The 17,149-nt window shown below is 38.9% G+C and carries 16 protein-coding genes; 8 read left to right on the top strand and 8 right to left on the bottom strand.

Annotated features, from left to right (window positions below; genetic code table 11):
* Positions 1-151 precede the first annotated feature (151 nt).
* Positions 152-1,075 (top strand): DUF3365 domain-containing protein, encoded by a 924-nt coding sequence (locus IJ00_RS01000; protein WP_035149136.1) that lies wholly within the window; start codon positions 152-154, stop codon positions 1,073-1,075.
* Here the strand turns inward: IJ00_RS01000 and IJ00_RS00995 are convergent.
* Positions 1,072-2,694: a CHAT domain-containing protein gene (locus IJ00_RS00995; protein ID WP_052754350.1), complete on the bottom strand. Its 1,623-nt coding sequence runs from the start codon at positions 2,692-2,694 to the stop codon at positions 1,072-1,074. The genes IJ00_RS01000 and IJ00_RS00995 overlap by 4 nt on opposite strands.
* Positions 2,695-2,718: 24 nt before the next feature.
* Positions 2,719-4,182 (bottom strand): hypothetical protein, encoded by a 1,464-nt coding sequence (locus tag IJ00_RS00990; RefSeq protein ID WP_035158262.1) that lies wholly within the window; start codon positions 4,180-4,182, stop codon positions 2,719-2,721.
* 935 nt (positions 4,183-5,117) lie between these two features.
* Here IJ00_RS00990 and IJ00_RS00985 point away from each other — a divergent pair.
* From IJ00_RS00985 to IJ00_RS00960, 6 genes are all read left to right on the top strand, one after another.
* A complete protein-coding gene (locus IJ00_RS00985; protein WP_035149135.1) occupies positions 5,118-5,477 on the top strand; it encodes a VOC family protein in 360 nt (119 codons plus the stop codon).
* Between the two features lie 316 nt (positions 5,478-5,793).
* Positions 5,794-6,234, top strand: a complete 441-nt coding sequence (locus IJ00_RS00980; protein WP_035149134.1) for a hypothetical protein — start codon at positions 5,794-5,796, stop codon at positions 6,232-6,234.
* Positions 6,231-7,892, top strand: coding sequence for an ATPase domain-containing protein (locus tag IJ00_RS00975; RefSeq protein WP_035149132.1), 1,662 nt, complete (start codon positions 6,231-6,233; stop codon positions 7,890-7,892). Before IJ00_RS00980 ends, IJ00_RS00975 begins: the two co-directional genes overlap by 4 nt.
* Positions 7,893-8,233: 341 nt before the next feature.
* The gene (locus IJ00_RS00970; protein ID WP_035149130.1) at positions 8,234-10,372 is read left to right on the top strand and encodes an ATPase domain-containing protein; all 2,139 of its coding nucleotides are present in this window, start codon (positions 8,234-8,236) and stop codon (positions 10,370-10,372) included.
* A 12-nt stretch (positions 10,373-10,384) separates the two neighbouring features.
* Positions 10,385-10,999: a transglutaminase family protein gene (locus IJ00_RS00965; protein WP_035149129.1), complete on the top strand. Its 615-nt coding sequence runs from the start codon at positions 10,385-10,387 to the stop codon at positions 10,997-10,999.
* 467 nt (positions 11,000-11,466) lie between these two features.
* On the top strand, positions 11,467-12,321 hold the full coding sequence (locus IJ00_RS00960; protein ID WP_035149127.1) for a universal stress protein: 855 nt from the start codon (positions 11,467-11,469) through the stop codon (positions 12,319-12,321).
* A gap of 252 nt (positions 12,322-12,573) precedes the next feature.
* On the opposite strand, the gene psbM is transcribed toward IJ00_RS00960, so the two are convergent.
* From psbM to IJ00_RS28650, 4 genes are all read right to left on the bottom strand, one after another.
* Positions 12,574-12,687, bottom strand: coding sequence for a photosystem II reaction center protein PsbM (gene psbM, locus IJ00_RS27375; protein WP_082127233.1), 114 nt, complete (start codon positions 12,685-12,687; stop codon positions 12,574-12,576).
* A 91-nt stretch (positions 12,688-12,778) separates the two neighbouring features.
* A complete protein-coding gene (locus tag IJ00_RS00955) occupies positions 12,779-13,075 on the bottom strand; it encodes a 2Fe-2S iron-sulfur cluster-binding protein (protein WP_035149126.1) in 297 nt (98 codons plus the stop codon).
* 185 nt (positions 13,076-13,260) lie between these two features.
* The gene (locus tag IJ00_RS00950) at positions 13,261-13,398 is read right to left on the bottom strand and encodes a photosystem II reaction center protein K (RefSeq protein ID WP_035149125.1); all 138 of its coding nucleotides are present in this window, start codon (positions 13,396-13,398) and stop codon (positions 13,261-13,263) included.
* Between the two features lie 130 nt (positions 13,399-13,528).
* Positions 13,529-13,687 carry a hypothetical protein gene (locus IJ00_RS28650; RefSeq protein ID WP_168163400.1) on the bottom strand — a complete coding sequence of 53 codons (159 nt, stop codon included), beginning with the start codon at positions 13,685-13,687 and terminating at the stop codon, positions 13,529-13,531.
* A gap of 546 nt (positions 13,688-14,233) precedes the next feature.
* Between IJ00_RS28650 and IJ00_RS00945 the strand changes: the two genes are divergently transcribed.
* Positions 14,234-14,527 (top strand): hypothetical protein, encoded by a 294-nt coding sequence (locus IJ00_RS00945; protein WP_035149123.1) that lies wholly within the window; start codon positions 14,234-14,236, stop codon positions 14,525-14,527.
* A 100-nt stretch (positions 14,528-14,627) separates the two neighbouring features.
* On the opposite strand, the gene IJ00_RS00940 is transcribed toward IJ00_RS00945, so the two are convergent.
* Complete coding sequence (locus tag IJ00_RS00940; RefSeq protein ID WP_035149121.1) at positions 14,628-15,278, bottom strand: hypothetical protein; 651 nt, start codon at positions 15,276-15,278, stop codon at positions 14,628-14,630.
* A gap of 125 nt (positions 15,279-15,403) precedes the next feature.
* Positions 15,404-17,128, bottom strand: a complete 1,725-nt coding sequence (locus IJ00_RS00935; RefSeq protein ID WP_035149120.1) for an iron uptake porin — start codon at positions 17,126-17,128, stop codon at positions 15,404-15,406.
* Positions 17,129-17,149 lie beyond the last annotated feature (21 nt).

The raw sequence follows: 17,149 nt of genomic DNA, 5'->3' as shown, positions 1-17,149 counted from the left end.
TTATAAATAAACGTCGAGTTTTTCAACTTATGCTCTTTGGTACTATGTACTTTTGGAATAGGAGTAATTGCACATTGCGAATCATTGGTACAATAATTCAACAATAAATTATGGAAATTCCCAGAGTCAGGGGAAATATTGCGTAATTAATATGGCTAAATTCAATGCTAAATTTAAAAATTTACACATTAACACCAAATTTAATTTACTTTTAATTGTGACTTTTATTCTGGGGATGATTCTGAGTGGAGTCACCTTATCAAGCATACTTTATCAACGAGCGCAATACGAAATTTCCATTCAAGCAGAATTACTGATGGAAACGATGAACTCTTTGAGATTTTATACTCAAGACCACGTTAATCCTTTATTAGCACCCAAATTAACTCAGGTTTCAAAATTTATTCCCGAAGCCATTCCCACCTATTCTGTGCGTGAAGTGTCTCAGTATTTAAGTAAAAATTCCGCATATAAATACTTCAAATACAAAGATGCAGCTCTCAATCCTACCAATCCCCTAGATCAAGCGGATAGCTTTGAAACTCAATTAGTCAACCAGTTTAAATCCCAAACTCAAAAAGCAGAAATTACTGGTTTTCGTACTGATAAGAAAACACCCAGATTTTATACTGCTCGCCCATTTATTGTCAAAGAAAAGAGATGTTTACAGTGTCATTCTCGTCCCGAAATTGCTCCTAAAAGTTTAATCGCTACCTATGGTAAACGTGGTTTTGGTTGGAAATTAAATGATATTGTTGCTGCTCAAATGGTTTATGTTCCCTCGGAGGAAGTGTTTCGCAAAGCCAGACAAGCTTTTATCAATATTATGGTGATCGTGACTTCTATCTTTATTGCAGTCACCTTACTGATTAATTTTCTCCTGAAAAAAGTTGTGATTCTGCGAATTAGGAATATTGCTACCACAGCCAATGCCATTAGTAAAGGTGATATGAGTAGTAATTTTCAAGACGACTCCAAAGATGAAATTGGTTTACTGGCGATCGCCTTTGAGCGGATGCGAGCTAGTTTACTGATTGCCATGGATTTAATTAATCAAACTCAACCAAAACCCTAATTTATTTGGCAAATTTCCTGGTAAAATTTACTTCGCAGTTGGGAATCAGGGATTTTTGCTGCCAATGCTTCAACTAATTTGTGGCGATCGCTATTTACATAACCTGAATGACTATCACTGGAATTTAACACTTGTTGCATTAAAATACTGGCAATAGGTCCTATTACCTCCGTTAAAACTTGTTGACATTTCCGGATAAATTCCTCATCTACAATGTCACCAGCTTCTTCAACAAATAATATTGATTCCTTGGGGTTTATTTGGTGGAAAAGTAAGTCTACCTGCTGTTGAAAATCAACTTGTTGGCTTGTAGATAAATAGGGTAATAATTGCTCTAGTAAATCATCAGAATTACTGACTTGGGTTAATAAATTTTGCAATAAGCTAGGGGCAATTGGTCCAATGAAATTGAGTAAAATCTTTTGCAAAGCATATATCTTTTCCGCAGAAAGAATTAACCTTACGGATTCTGTGATATTTAACCATGTTGGCGGTTCAATTGCTGGATTTTGACAGATTACAGGTAACCACGAAGCACCAGGAAATTGATTTTCGATAGCTTGTAACTCTTCCCTGGCTTGCCTGACTGATACATATAATGATAGATGGGCAAGGGCAAATCCTCGTAGGAAATTTTGAAAAAATTCTTGAGCCACTCGATTAGGAACTTGTTCGCGCATGACAATAATCGTGGGAATATACAATTTTCCCAAAGTATTGGCTAACCCCAACCCATCGCAGGAATTAAAAATCGCTAATTTCAAACCATTGGCGATCGCTATTTTTAAATTTTCTTGTAACTCTGCAATTGTTAAACTGTTATCACTACTATTATCATTCAAATATATTCTCCCAGTTTCACCCTCAGTATGACTATGACCAGCAAAAAAGAGAATTTCCCACCCCTGGGAATCCAGCAATTGAGTGCTTAATTCAGTTTGGGTTGGATTCGTTAAAAACTTAATTTCTGCATCCTTTAACTCTTCCAGAAAGCATTGCTCTGCGGCTAAATCAATACCATCCGTACTACCTAAAATCGCCAAAATTCTAATTTTATTATTATCTCGTGGTTTTTGTGATTGACGGATATACTCAGGTTGGGAAAGTGCTAATTCTGCTTGGGGATAATCCTGTAAAAATTGCCAACAATGCCAAGGTAAATGCTGTAATATCTCATCATTAGTTTCCAGCGTTACCTGAATTTCCGATTCTCTATCCAGTTGTGAACGTAATTGAGCATCGATAACAGCAAAACTTGTGGTACTCAGCCATGCATTCAAATTATCTGCTAAAAATTGGCAAACTTCCTCAAAACTAATTTGGGAAACATTCGTAACCCCTTCACTAATGATTTCGAGTTCATCATCCCAATCTTCCTCGTCAACACATGGAACGAATGGTTGTTTCCGAAGTTCTTTAACACCCACCAAACGACTACAAAGATGTGTATAAATAGATTGCCAATTATGATATAGTCCTACCAAAATTGGTGCAGCAGGTAAGCTACCGACAAATTGCTGTGGTCGGGAATACCCACTCACCCACAGTTGAACTGTCACATGGGGAAAACCACTGTTTAAATCACCGCTACCAAGATTGATAATAATTGCTTTATGCATTTACACATTGACAAAATGATATTTTTAGGCTTTCACTTCTATATCTGAGATACAGTGACTCTGCATATAATTACGAAGTTTTTCTGCGTATACACTATCCATCTTACGATTTTTACCTGCTCGGATTTCCTCTGCTGCTGCTTGAAACACTTCCCTATCTGCATAATCTGCAATTTGTTCAGATAGATTTTTGATATAACTTGCTTCCGGGGGCATTTTTATCAAACCTGTCTCTACGGCTTTATTTAAAATAACTTCCAGCATCTTTTCTATAGTTTTTGTGCGTACCTTTGTTAACAATTCCCCAGGGTTTAAAATTCGTCTGGCTTGATCCCAACTTGTCATCCCTAATTCTGGAGTAATTTCTTTTAAGGACATTGCTTGACAGTAGTATAGTTGTAATCCGGGAATATATTTATCAGCAAAAGGTGCATATTTTTGACTTTGTTGTAATTTTTTGATGTTAGCTGTTACTTCTTGCTGAATTGCCTCACTCAAAATTAAGTAGAGATTTTGATGTAAGAACTGTAAAAATTCCCGTTGCTCTATATCTTCTTCATCGATGGAATCAACGGGTAAATCGCGTCGTGTCTGGTATGTCTGAGTTTCATCGTCGAAGATATCTAGAGATTCCCGAGAATTCCAAATATCATATTGTCGTAATTGCAGGGTAATATGCTTGAGTTCTTTCATCAAATCGCCAGGAGATGGAATTGCAATTTGGGATTTTTGCAAATAAGTTAACATTTCCTGCAATTGCTCATGGGTGGGATCGGGACATCTTTTTGCTCCCCGATGATGCTGCATTTGTCTATCTCGACGATAAACACTATGAAACGCTTTGATAATATGCTGTTCTGGGATTGATAAACGTTCGACTTGTTTGATACCAACTCGATTCAATAATGCCCAATCACTTAAATTTTTAAAACCAAACTCTGATAAAAATTTCTTTAATTCTGGATTTTGCTTAGTTTGTAAATAAGTCCAATTCTCTAAGCTCATGCGAGATTGCAAGTCAGTATTGAATGTTTGCAATACAGTGATAGAGAAAAATCTATATGTGTATACTTTTGTTTGACCATTGTCATCTACTATTAGTTGAGTTTTACCATCTCTGTCCAAAATCATTAACTTTTTGCCATCATCATTTAGAACAAAGGGTAATAAATCTCGGTAGGTAAATTGCTTCTCACCACTGAACAATGAGTCTATTTTTTTACATGCTTTTAGAATTGGTTCGGAAATATAACATCGCAGACACAGACCGCTATAAGCGCGATTAATCGCATCTAAATTATTTTTCTGTCCGTGAAAATACGATAATAAAAAATCTTGTGTGTAACTATTATCTTTATCTTCGATATTAAGTAACTGATTTTGGATAAACCCTTGGGCGATCGCCAATGAAATTTTTTCATATCCTAACTTCTCCGTAGCAGGATTAATTCGCCAAATCTTCCAATATCTTGAAGATGTATTGCTCATAGCTGCACCATCCATTGATAATCTTTTGTCTAAGTATCCTATTTAATGTATATCAGGAAACCATCAGCTTTTGAAAACAAAGGTCAAAATCCATGCTTTCTTCCTAGTATACAAATATAGAAATAGTATTCCTTGAAGCAATATTATCTAAATACAAGTATGTATGATTGACTCCAAGGCAAACTAGTATATGATTGCTGTATATCTCAAGACTTGCCTGAGATGCCCAAATTGCAAAGCTTCCCAAAACTCTTTTGTTTATCGTATATGGATAATAGCACTGATTTACAAACAAAAGCTGAACATACCACTCAGTATTATTGCAATCCCTTGGGCAAGGTTTATACTTTGACTTTCAATCCTTAGAAGATAGCTAATAGATAACAAAATCAATGTGATTATTTTATCTTACTTTCTCGGTAAATATAGTTCTTTTCTCTTTAAAAAATATTTACACTTTATCCCTGAACTTCATTTTTTGGATAAAAAAATAAATTGATTTATTGATAAGTTTTTTTGAGAAAATTTTCAGTCAATAGGTTTTTAATCTATGGTTTAACCAACCTTAAATAGAAAATATTCGCATTTATTTAATTGAGAAAGATTGTGTAGCGATATAAAATAACTGGTAAGTTTGAGTAGTTTGATTTTGCAAATCGTTGAAAAATTATCCATACCATCAACAGATGATTACAGTTTTATAATATTTATCAAACCTCTGTGAACTGAGTTTAAATCTGAGAGATTACTGATTTTAGATATTGAAATTTCGTCGCAGACAATAGAAAATCAGTAAAACAACATATATTCTGAAAACCTTATCCAATCAGGATTTTTTTATTGCCTTCGTGTCGCTTGCTTTTCGCAGAGCAAATATTGCGAATGATTAACCAGTATTACCTATTTCTGATCACCCATTCCCCCATACCTCAACCATGCAGATTTTGCAACCTTTACATACAGCAATCCTTGTGACTGATTTGCAACGTGCCGAACAGTTTTACGGTGAAGTCTTGGGATTAACAAAGAGCGATCACCCGATGAAATTTCCTGGTGCATGGTATCAAGTCGGTGCATACCAAATTCATCTAATTGTCGCGGAAAAACTCTCTGTTGGCGCAAAACATGAAAAATGGGGACGCAATCCCCACATTGCTTTTTCAGTTTCCGACTTAGATGCCGCTAAACAGCAGCTCCTAAATTATAACTGTTTGATCCAATCTAGTGCCTCTGGTCGTCCAGCAATCTTTACTCAAGATCCCGATGGCAATGTGATTGAGTTAAACCAAGGTTAATCAAGGCAATCTTTCGCAATTCCTCTCAACCCTTCCCCAAACCCGTGAGGTTTTATGAAGTAAGCTTCAAATACTTGGAGTGTAACAGTTATAGTGAATGCTAGTGAAAATTAGACTACTAAATCTGCATTGGGTCATAGTAGACTAAAACACTGGTAGTTCATAAGGCAGGAAACGAATGCACGCAGCAAAACCAAAAGTTGCTCAAAGGGTAGTGAATCCATGACCTTCACCTTTACCCTTAGACAACAGTTAGCAACATCAGTCAAAATATCTTGGCTGCTGCTGTTGAACTAAGCACCCAGAGGGAAATGCCATGACTGATCCCAATCAAAATCCTGCACCAGAGGATAATAACCAACCTAGCGCCAGCGTCGAAGAAGTGGTACAAGAGCGTGTAGATCGCGCTAAAAGTATCGCCCGCAAAGAGGAGGTTTTGGAAATCTACGAAGATTTGCTGCAAACCATCTGGAACCGGATTATGCCGACTTTAGGCAGGGTGACGGTGACAGCAATTATGGAACGAGCGTTAGTTCTGACTGCGGAAAAGTACCCCCTGATTAAAAACTTAGAAGCAACTGCGGAGGGAGTATCTTTTGAGGTGTTGCGTCAGCGTTTGGGGGAAGAAGAGAAACCCGTTTTACGAGAAGCTCTCAAAGAAGTGATTACAAATTTAATTGATATCCTCGCCATGTTAACGGGAGACATTCTCGTACGGCAGCTCTTGAAGGAAATTGAAGGAAGAAGATTGATATGATCAATCCTAGACGGCAACCCTTGGGTAAACTGCCAACCAGTATTCCTGGTTTGGATGGTGTTCTCTCAGGTGGTATCCCTGAATTATCTATTAATATCATCACAGGACCTCCAGGGGCGGGGAAAACGATTTTTACCCAACAAATTCTCTACAGCAATGCCACGCCGGAGCGTAATGCTTTATACTTGGTAACTTTATCAGAACCATCTGTGAAGTTACTTCATTACCTGCAAAGATTTGATTTTTTTGATGCGGAAAAAGTCAACACTGCGGTAACTTATTTAGACATCGGGGAAGTGATTCGCGAAAAGGGGTTGGAAGACGCGATCGCGGTGATTGTGAAACACGTCCAGGATTATAAGCCAGCTCTGGTTGCGATTGATAGTTTCAAGGCTATCCATGATATGGCGAAGGATCCAGTGGAGGTGCGCAAATTTGGATATGATTTGTCGGTACGTTTAACTACCTGGGGTGTGACAGCGTTTTTAATTGGAGAGTACACCCAGGAAGAAATCGAAAAGGAACCCATCTTTGCGATCGCCGATGGTATTATTCGTCTGCACAACCATCCCCAAGGACTCCATTATCAACGCTACATAGATGTTTTAAAATTGCGAGGAGAAAACTATTTTACTGGTTTACATCCCTTCAATATCAGTGATACCGGGTTAACTGTTTATCCTCGGATTAAATTTCTCGGCGATTTGGGTGATATTCAACTTCATTCTCAAAGAGCAACTACTGGTGTCACCACCCTGGACGATATGCTAGATGGGGGAATTCCTAGAGGTTCAGCGACTATGGTTGCAGGGGGTGCTGGTACTGGTAAAACCCTCCTGGGACTACATTTAATCACAGCTGGTATCGCCCAAGGAGAACCGGGAGTGATTGTGACTTTCCAAGAGAACCCCCACCAACTGCGAGAAATTGCCCGCTCCTTTGGTTGGGATTTAGCAGCAATGGAAGAGCAGGAACTTTTAGTACATTTATATAGCTCTCCTGTGGAAATTCAACCAGATGTCCATGCTGCCCACGTCAAAGAAATGGTACAGCGTATCGGGGCAAAGCGGGTACTCCTTGACTCCCTCAAAGATATTGAAATTGCCACCCCAGACAAAGTACGTTTTAAAGACTATATTTATGCCCTGGTAAATCAGTTTAAACTCCAAGGGGTGACAACCTTACTCACTAATGAAATTCCAGAAATGTTTGGTCCTTTTCAGTTGAGTGAATATGGCGTATCTTTTGTTGTCGATAATGTGATTTTGCTCCGCTACGTAGAATTGGCAGGCAGAATGGGACGGGCAATTAATATTATGAAAGTGCGTGGTTCCCAACATAGCAAAGAAATTCGCTACTTTGAAATCAATAACGAAGGGATTCAAATTGATACGGTTGTGGAAGCGCAAACGGGTGTTTTAACGGGTATTCCTATCCTCAAAGATAGACGAAATAATTGGCAATATTTACCTATTAAGGCAAAATATGTGATTGAAGCACTAGAACAAAAAGGTCGGGCAGAACTAGAGGAATTAGTCTCCTTGACTGGCTTATCTGCGGAAGATTTAATTAAGGAATTAGAAGAATTAAGGGAGCAAGGAATGGTGATTCATACCCAAATTGCAGATAAAAGTTATTACAAAAGAACTTTGATTTAACTAGGAATCTTCAGTCCGGTTAATAGTTGGTATTATCTAGGGTTACTAATTGATTTTTGCATCTTGACACAGGGGGTATTAGGGACAGCATAACGCAAAATCCACAGGTCTTTGGTCTATGAGGAATAGGTTTTGTCACCAGATATATATTTTGGTGAATATATACTTTTGTATAGGTTTGCTAATTAGATTTCAAAAAGTTCTATGATAAAGGACATTGACTGTTAAAAGACAGTGGGTCTGACCTGGAGAAGTATGTGTCTAGATTTTGTGTATGTCTAATCATAGTTGATTTCATACCGTAATTTCCCATCCTGATTGCCCTAAATAGTGCATTACGTATGCCAGATATTCGCCTCATGTCCACAGGAGTACCGAATCTTGATGCCGTTTTAGGCGGTGGTATTCCTGTGTATTCGTTAAATATTTTGGCAGGTTCTCCAGGAAGCGGTAAAACCATTTTAGCTCAACAGATTCTCTTCAATTCGATTCAACATCATCCCCAGACAAAGGGAATTTATTTAAGTACATTATCTGAACCGAGTGTCAAAGTAGTTCGCTATATGCAATACTTTGATTTTTTTGATGGTGCAGCTTTTGGGGAGCAGGTAATCTATAGAGACTTGGGAGGTTTTTTGTATGAGCAACCCCTCTCCGGATTAGCAGAACAAATTGTCACTTTAGTTCATCAATATCAGGCAGAAATTTTAGTTATCGATTCCTTTAAAGCGATTCATGACTTAACAGAAAATCTGGGAGAGTTTCGCCGTTTCTGCTATGATTTATCGGTGAGATTGGCTAGCGCGCGCTGTACAACTTTTTTGGTGACTGAGAGCGATCGCACCCAAATTACCCAAGGTGCAGAGTTCGCGATCGCCGATGGTATCTTCTACCTCTGTATGTCGAAAATTGGTGGAGAGCAGAGTCGCTTCTTCCAAATATATAAACTGCGGGGACGAGACTCCCAAATGGAAGCTTTCCCCTTTACGATTAGTAGTAGCGGAGTCCGTATCTTCAGCCCTGCTTTAACATTACGACGACAACGCAGCAATCTCGAAAGGGAAGAACAGTGTTTACACACGGGTATTTCTGGCTTAGATCCCCTCCTCAAAGGTGGTATACCCCTTGGACGCTCCATCATCCTTTCCGGAGTTTCTGGAACCGGAAAAACCACCTTTGGATTGCAATTTCTAATCACAGGTGCAGCAAATAATGAGAGAGGATTATTATTTTCCTTTGAAGAAACCGCCGATAGACTATATAAAACAGCTGCGGGTTTTGGTTGGGATTTAGCACCTTATATTGCCCAAGATATCTTAAGAATTGTCTTTGTCCCCCAAACAGATATCCGTCTGGAAGAGCAATTAGAAAATATTGTGGAAGCTGTAGAAAACTTCCAACCTCGGCGCTTTGTGTTAGATTCTCTCTCTGTCTTCCTCTACAAAGTTAATGATAGTGCTACTCAAAGAGAAAAAACATTTCAACTTGCAACCATAGTTCAGCGCGTTGGAGGTGTGGGTTTACTCATTTCCGATATTCCCGCAGAGGAGAAATACCGACTTTCCCGCTTTGGAGTCGAAGAAACTATCGCTGACGGGACTATAGTTCTATCCACAGAAGTTACAGGAAAAAGACGAGATAGATATATTGAAGTCTTTAAAATGCGCGCGGCAGATTATATTTCCGGTCGTCACCGTTTAGAAATTACTCCCCACGGTATTGAAGTATTATACCTCGGTGGACAAACCGCTCCTAGTTCAGAATTAACCACACCTCCAACCCTTACCTTTGAACCCCTACAAGGATTAATTCAGGGTGAGTTATCTTTTAACACCAGTTGGTTATTACAAGGAGAACCGGGTTTAGGAAAGAGTACCCTTGCCTACCAATTTGCCATGGAAGGATTACGTCGCCAAGAGTCAGTTTTATATATTGGTGCTGATGTTCCTCAACAGCAAATTAGGCAGTCCTTAGAAAATTTTGGCTTTTTCCCCACACCCTATTTAGAGTCAGGTAATCTATTAATTCTAGATGTTTTTAGTGCGGGTGAAAATAGTTTATCTTTAGAGGACCCAGAAAGATTTCTCTTCACAGTTTCTCATTTTCTGGCGCAAATGCCCAGACCTTGCCGTGTAGTGCTAGATTCCCTGACACCCCTAGCAATTAATTATCCCCATGCCGATTTTGTAACTTTAGTTCACCGTAAAAACCGTTTATTACGGCAACCGGGAGTTGTTTTATTTGATATCTTTTTAACCAAAATTCTCAATCAAAGTGACCTCTACGGACTTTTAAATACCTTTGATGTAGTGATTGATTTATATATTCCGAATTGGGGAGAAATGAATCGTCCAGGGAATTTAGGTTATCCATCTCTGCGTGTGGTGAAATCACGGGGAACTCGTGCAGATACCCGTCCCTATCCCTATCGTATTTCCCAAACTGAGGGAATTGTTGTGCAACAGGATTACTATCATTAGGAGGTGACGGGAATGGAAGCATATTTACAAGTAAGTGAAATTATTGACTGGCAACATCCGGCAATTTTGCAATTAGCAAGACAGCTGACTCTAGGCAAGCACAATTCCCTGGAAATTGCCCAAAACTGTTTTGAGTGGGTGCGGGATAAAATTCACCATAGTTACGATTATCAAATGAATCCTGTCACTTGTAAAGCATCCGACGTATTGCAATATCAAACAGGTTATTGCTTTGCTAAAAGTCATTTACTCGCTGCACTTTTACGGGCAAATTCCCTACCTGCCGGATTTTGCTACCAAAGATTAAGTTTACACGACAATGGTGCGCCATATACTTTACATGGTTTCAATGCAGTTTATCTAGCAGGAATTGGCTGGTATCGCATAGATGCTAGGGGAAATCGTTCTGGAGTTAATGCTCAATTTACTCCACCCCAGGAGCAGTTAGCATTTTCTGTGCAATTTCCCCAGGAAGCGGATTTTACCAATATTTTTTCTGAACCTTTACCCATCGTTGTCGAAAAGTTACAGTCACACTCCACATGGGACGATTTTCTGCAAAATTTACCTGATGTTTCTCCAGAATTGAGAGAAAAATATGCTTTAATTAGTAATACTTGTGACTAAGATTACTGAAACTTATAAAAGCTGATTTTCTGTAATAATTAATATTTTTTTACTAAAGTTATTATTTATTTTCATCTGAAGTCTAAAGCTCAACTCTGAGTAATTATTGAGTTGTCAAGGAGAGTATAAGCTATGACTTTGCTTGATTTGTTTGCAATACTTTACCTGCATTTAATTAAAAATAATGAATATAGATTACAACTAATAAAAATCATCACCATTTATTAAGTAAGTCAGGCAAAATTGTAGAGTAAGCTGAAACTATTCCAGCCGAGGAAAATAATTTTATCCTAGGTAATAAATTAGGCTGACATTATAGTCAAAAATTCGGCTCTTGAGTCAAAAATGTAGAAAAATTTACTATTTTGACCATCGACAATTGACTAATAATGTGAGAAAGGCGGTGAAAAAGTTAAAGCAAAGCCTATTTCAAAACAGCAAACACTAAAGCGAAATCAACAACAAAAATGATAGGAAATATTTTGCTAGCTGTCTCTGGATTGGGACACGCAGAAGAAATGCTCAAAACCTTGAGAGAACTGCCATCCATCGAACGAGCAAAGGTGACAGTTTTGCACGTAGTTCCCCCCCAAAGCACCGCCGATTCAATGACAGCTAAGTGGGAAGAAGGTGGTAAAATCCTGGCAAATGCCATACAAACCCTAGCTTTGAATCCGACTCAAGTTTCCTCTGTATTACGGCAAGGTGATCCCAAGGATGTGGTTTGCCAAGTTGCTGAGGAAATTGATGCTGATTTAATTATTATGGGTTCTCGCGGACTCAAACGACTGCAATCGATATTGTCTAACTCCGTCAGTCAGTACGTTTTTCAGTTATCTTCTCGCCCGATGCTGCTGGTGAAGGATGATATCTATGTCAAAAGAATTAACCGTGTGATGGTAGCTATTGATAAGTCAGATGCATCCAAGCAATGTTTAAATTTGGCTATATCTCTAGTTAGGGATATTAAAGGAGGGGAAATTATTCTTGCTCACGTAGTCAGTGATTTACGGGGTGAAGATAAGGAAGCATCCCAAAGGAATGCGGAACTACATCCAGTATTAGCCCCATTGGTGGCAGAAGTGAAGAAGCAAGGAGTCAAATCGCGTTCTATCATTAGTGTTGGCAAAGCAGGGGAAGAGATTTGTCAATTGGCTAAGGATTTGAATGTAGATTTATTGATGATTGGTTCCCCCGATCGCCGTCCTTCTATCGCTAAGAGTTTTGTAGACTTAGATAGATTATTAGGCTCTTCTCTATCCGACTATGTACGGATTAATGCTAGCTGTCCAGTTTTATTAGCCAGAACTATTGCTGCTTGAGAATATGACTGATAGGGGATAGTTGAGAACTGTGAGCGAAAATACTCTTGTTTTCACCCCCGATTCCCCCAAAAATAAACCCCTACAGATTACTCATGTAGGGGAATTTGTTTTTACAGCTATACAGCAATCCAAAGAACAGATTTGAGTTTTTAAATCAAATTATGTTTGCCTGGGTAAGGCAGAAATAAAAATTAACAGCTAACCGACTATTGCTGATAGCTAAAATCCGGTGATTTTATCAACCAAGTATTAATCTTTTTTACCTTCGCGGCTAGCTGTTTGAATGTACAGGATTATTAAAAATACTGCGGGAACTAGCACAAACAGAAGGCTGGCTACGAACCCTAGGTCATTAACTTGCATGGCAAGAAAGCCTCTCTTTAACTTCCAGTCAACAATCTTAGGATACCACTATCATGGCAAGAGCGAGTTATAAAACTGCTGAGTGATAATTCTAGGGTTTTGTTGTGACTGTCACTGCTCCATTGACTATTGTCTGACAAGCAAGACGGTAATTTTCTGGCTTTTTCTTTAACAAACGATTTTCGGCATCGGTACGAGGGGAAAGGTTCTCCATACCTTCTACGATGGCGATCGCGCAACAGCCACACTGCCCACCACCGCCACAGTTCATCATCTTACCCCAGGTTTTATAGATATCAACACCATTCTCCATGGCTTTGAGACGCAAATTCGCGCCATTTGCAGCTATCACTTCCTGATTCTCTTTGACAAACTTAATATTACCCATAACTCCTACCTCCGATCGCTACCGAATACTTTACATACCTATTATAGGCAATCGTTACAAACTATTAAGATATATAAAAATAATCAACATTTTCTCGACAAAAAAGAAGACAGGTGTATTACCTGTCATCAACAGTTGCATAATACTCTCAAAAATCAGCAAAAGAAAAAAGCTGACAGAAATGCTTACCGGAAACCAATTGCTGCTTGCCAGACAAAAGCTAGCAACAAAAAGAATACGGGGATGATTGGCAGAACATCTACCAAGGGGTCAAAGATTTGGTAAGCTTCAGGCAATTTTGCTAATAATAGTGCTGCTTCCATTTTTTTTTAAATCCACCTATCCAACACAGCTTTCAGAATTGAGGAATATCTTAACATGCTATGTGTTCTAGTAGACTGACTGGTGGAATCTTTCATAACAAATAATTACAGTACCTAGATGCCTGGGGCGCTATCCTGGGAAGGACGATTTTGGGAAAAAGTATGCATAGATAGGGGGTAATGTCAAGCTTGGGGGAAATGGCAAAGATTTTCTCTTTGAATGATTAACTCTGCGATCGCCTTCCTGGGAGGATGTCTGAAAATCGGCATCTTGTGCTTTTTTATGCATTCGAGCAATTAAAAAATTTCTAAAAGGTAGAGACCATACCTTAGGTATATTGCTCCAGTCGAATCCTGTCTGCTATTTGCAATGCTTGTTAACAAAGGGGATAGTATTTACTATGCAAGTTACATTTAAAAACCACTCCAAATTGTGAAGACCCATTGCAGTTGCGGTGACAGAAACAAAAACAGCAAGCCAGGTTACCCAACGTTTGTTATTGTTCATGAGTTTGGTTAAAACTAAATTTACCTACTTCTAGTAAAGCAGGTAGTTAATTTAACTCGCAACTACGGTATGTCACATAAACCTATATTTAGTGTTTGTTGGAATTTACCTAACGGAGGCTCCGCCTCGAATTAGGAAGCAGAGCTTCCCTACCTGTATCCAAACCAGAGTCTTATAACAAGTCTTTTCTCCTCAAGGTTTTTGCAGAAATTTGTCACTCAAAAAAAATACTAAATATTCGCTTAAGTGTAATTACTCAGTTTTTTATCATCTTGAGAGAGTAAAAATAATAATTGATAAAACAATCCATACCAAAAATCCAAGACTATGAAAAAAGCGTTTTTGTTTGCAGCACTAGCAACAATTCCAACAATTTGCCTTGCTACCCCAACTTTAGCTTCCGTTTATATTCAATACTATAATAAGGACTCACAAAAGTATGTGATGAAAGCGCAGATGGATGGTTCAACGAAGGAAGTTACATTTGATAGTAGCAGAACTGCGGCAGCAACCATACAAGGTAGTGGTAAAGTTGCCATCATCGAGACACCCTGTGGCAAGGTTGAAATCAAAGATAATTCCAAAATCGAAATTAAAGACGGTTGCATCAAAGTCTTGTAATCAGAATTGGATTGTCTGAAATTTCAGATAATCCTTACTTTTTATATGGGAAAATATGTTCCAGTAATGCGGCAACGCTTAGTATCACATATTTGCGATTTTAGTAGGAGGATTTAAGTTTTAACGGAGAAGCAGGAGCAGAAAAGATGAGAATATTTCTAATATTACTCACATAACGTCCGCCAGCTTGATCACCAGGTACTACTAAACGGGCAAAACCTTCGTCACTTAAAGGCTGAACTGTGCCATCACTATCTTTTTTCCCATAGGCAACTAGCACCGCTTTCCCTTCAAAGTTAGGTTGAATCTCACCAATAGCAACAACAGCACCATAACAGTCAGTCGCTTCAATTAAAGCATACTGTCTGAGAAAAGAATTCTTGGAATTAGAGCCAGAATTACCAGACTGAAGACCATTGGCAGCTTTTTCATTATTAATCAACTCCCATAAAGGAACCCCATAATAGGTTTCTGTTCTCGAACCTGTTCCTGTTTTAAAAGTTACAGTCACTTCAGTCACTACAGAGGGATTTTGGCTTTTTAAATCTTCTGCCAAATTTTTCAGACTGAGAAAATTGAATTTTTTTGGTTGATTAACTTCTCCACCCAGACGGAAACTTTGGGCAAAACCTCCAGGACATTTATCTTTTTTCCAAGGAGCAAAGTCTCCAGGTTCTGCTAAAGTTCCTTGTCCTAATCCCAGTATTGACAATGTGATGGATAGGATTGTAACAGGAAGATTTATGCGCATATACCGTACCTTAAATATGTCAAAACTACAAATGAATTACCAGTCTTATTAGTATTTTTGAGAAGAGTTGGTAAATATGTCATGAAATAACTTGCGCCAGGAAAAGCTGTCCCTGGCATAAATGTCTAGAATCTGAACGTAGTGCGTACAGTTCCCACATAAACTGTGTCATTATTACTGTTGTGTTCTGGATTAAAAATTACAATTAACCCTGGTGTAATTGACAAATTACTATTAACTTGGTATCGATACAAAGCTTCTAAATGGTAAGAAGTATCACTATCTTCCCGACGTGCGCTTGTGGGAGTTAGGACTGCACCACCATAATCATTATTTGTCACCTTGGGTGGCTGACCAAAAATAATACCACCTAAGTTACCTTTTTTACCTAAATCTGGAAACCCTAAAGTAATTGCCCAGTTCCAGATATCAGCGCGATCGCCTTTGTTGACATTGCGGTTAATTGCTGTACCTGAACTGTTTTGTTCCGCAGTTGCTTGGGTGTAACCCACCCACCCAGACAAGACAAACTTATCACTCAGCTTATAGCTTCCCTGTAAACCGTAATGGTTGGCAGATGTCGCAATGGGTGTAGTTGTTGTCCCAAAAGGATTGTTGGCAAAAGTACTACCATAACTACCGGAGAGAGTTACATCATTATTTGCACCACTGTAGTATGAATGGGCATAGGCTAAAGCCAGGGTAAAGTCTTTATTTGGTTGGAAAGCTAACTGTGCTAATGTTCCATAGGTTCCATCAAATAAACCTTTTTTCTCATCCGGGTTACTAGCATTTCTGGCAAGATATCCTGCGGAAAAAGTGATTTTGTCACTGATTTTGAAATTAGCACTGACACCAGAACCTGTGTTACTTGCTGAACTAGTATTACTTGCACGGTAAATCGGGGAGAAACGTCCAAAACGAGACAGGGAACCAACGGGAGTTGAGGAAAGTAGGGGATTGACAGTGTTGAAATTATCATAGAATTCCCCACCAATCGCATCCACGATCACATTTATTCTTTCACCCAGGGGAAAACGGTAATAGAGTTTACCTAATTGCACATCGTTGGTTTTATCATTTGTAGTGTCCCAAGATACACGAGTCATGTTTGTACCTGTGACATCACGGTTAAAAGCGGTGGTATTGTTGGCTTCTAAGCGGGTAAATAACTGGTCTTTACCTGTAAAACTTGTAACTAGGTTTAACCGTACGCGATCGCTAAAAGTTGTATTGTCTTGTAATTTGCGTCCGCCGATACTATTGTAGGCAGTGTTTTTCCGGCTTTCTCGTGCTGCTGGGGTTGTGGCTGCATCAATTGTTCGCCATTGATCGGAGTTGAGAGCTTTATCTTCGGAACCAAATGCCTGACCAATACTTAATATTACCTCTGCGTTGAGTTTGGTAGTGGTGGAAAATTGATTTGCTTCCAGTTCGGCAGTCCGTGCTTCCAGAGAATCCACTCTTCCCCGAAGTTCCACTAAACCATCGGCAAATTCCTGTTGCAATCTAGCGAGGGTTTCTAAATCCTCTTTTTTTACTGCATCTGCGGTACTAGTGGCAATTAGCTCATTGATTTTGTCTAAACAAGCATTCAAGCCAGCTGCAAACTCGTAACGTGTCATGGCTCTTTGACCACGAAATGTCCCATTCGGATAACCTGCAATGCAACCATAACGCTCTACTAAAGATTGTAAAGCTTGAAATGCCCAATCTGTAGGCTGTACGTCGGATAGTTGCGATACGGATGTCACCTGACTCAGGGAGGTAGTGGAATTCGCCGAGACTGGAGTGACATTACTTGCAAGCAAAATCAGGGGAGTCACCCATAAATAATTTCTGAAAACCATAGCTATATGTCTCACACCTAG

The organism is Calothrix sp. 336/3 (assembly GCF_000734895.2).
Taxonomy (GTDB): domain Bacteria; phylum Cyanobacteriota; class Cyanobacteriia; order Cyanobacteriales; family Nostocaceae; genus 336-3.
Note: the sequence above shows the minus strand (reverse complement) of the source record. Positions and strands in the feature narration are given on the sequence as shown.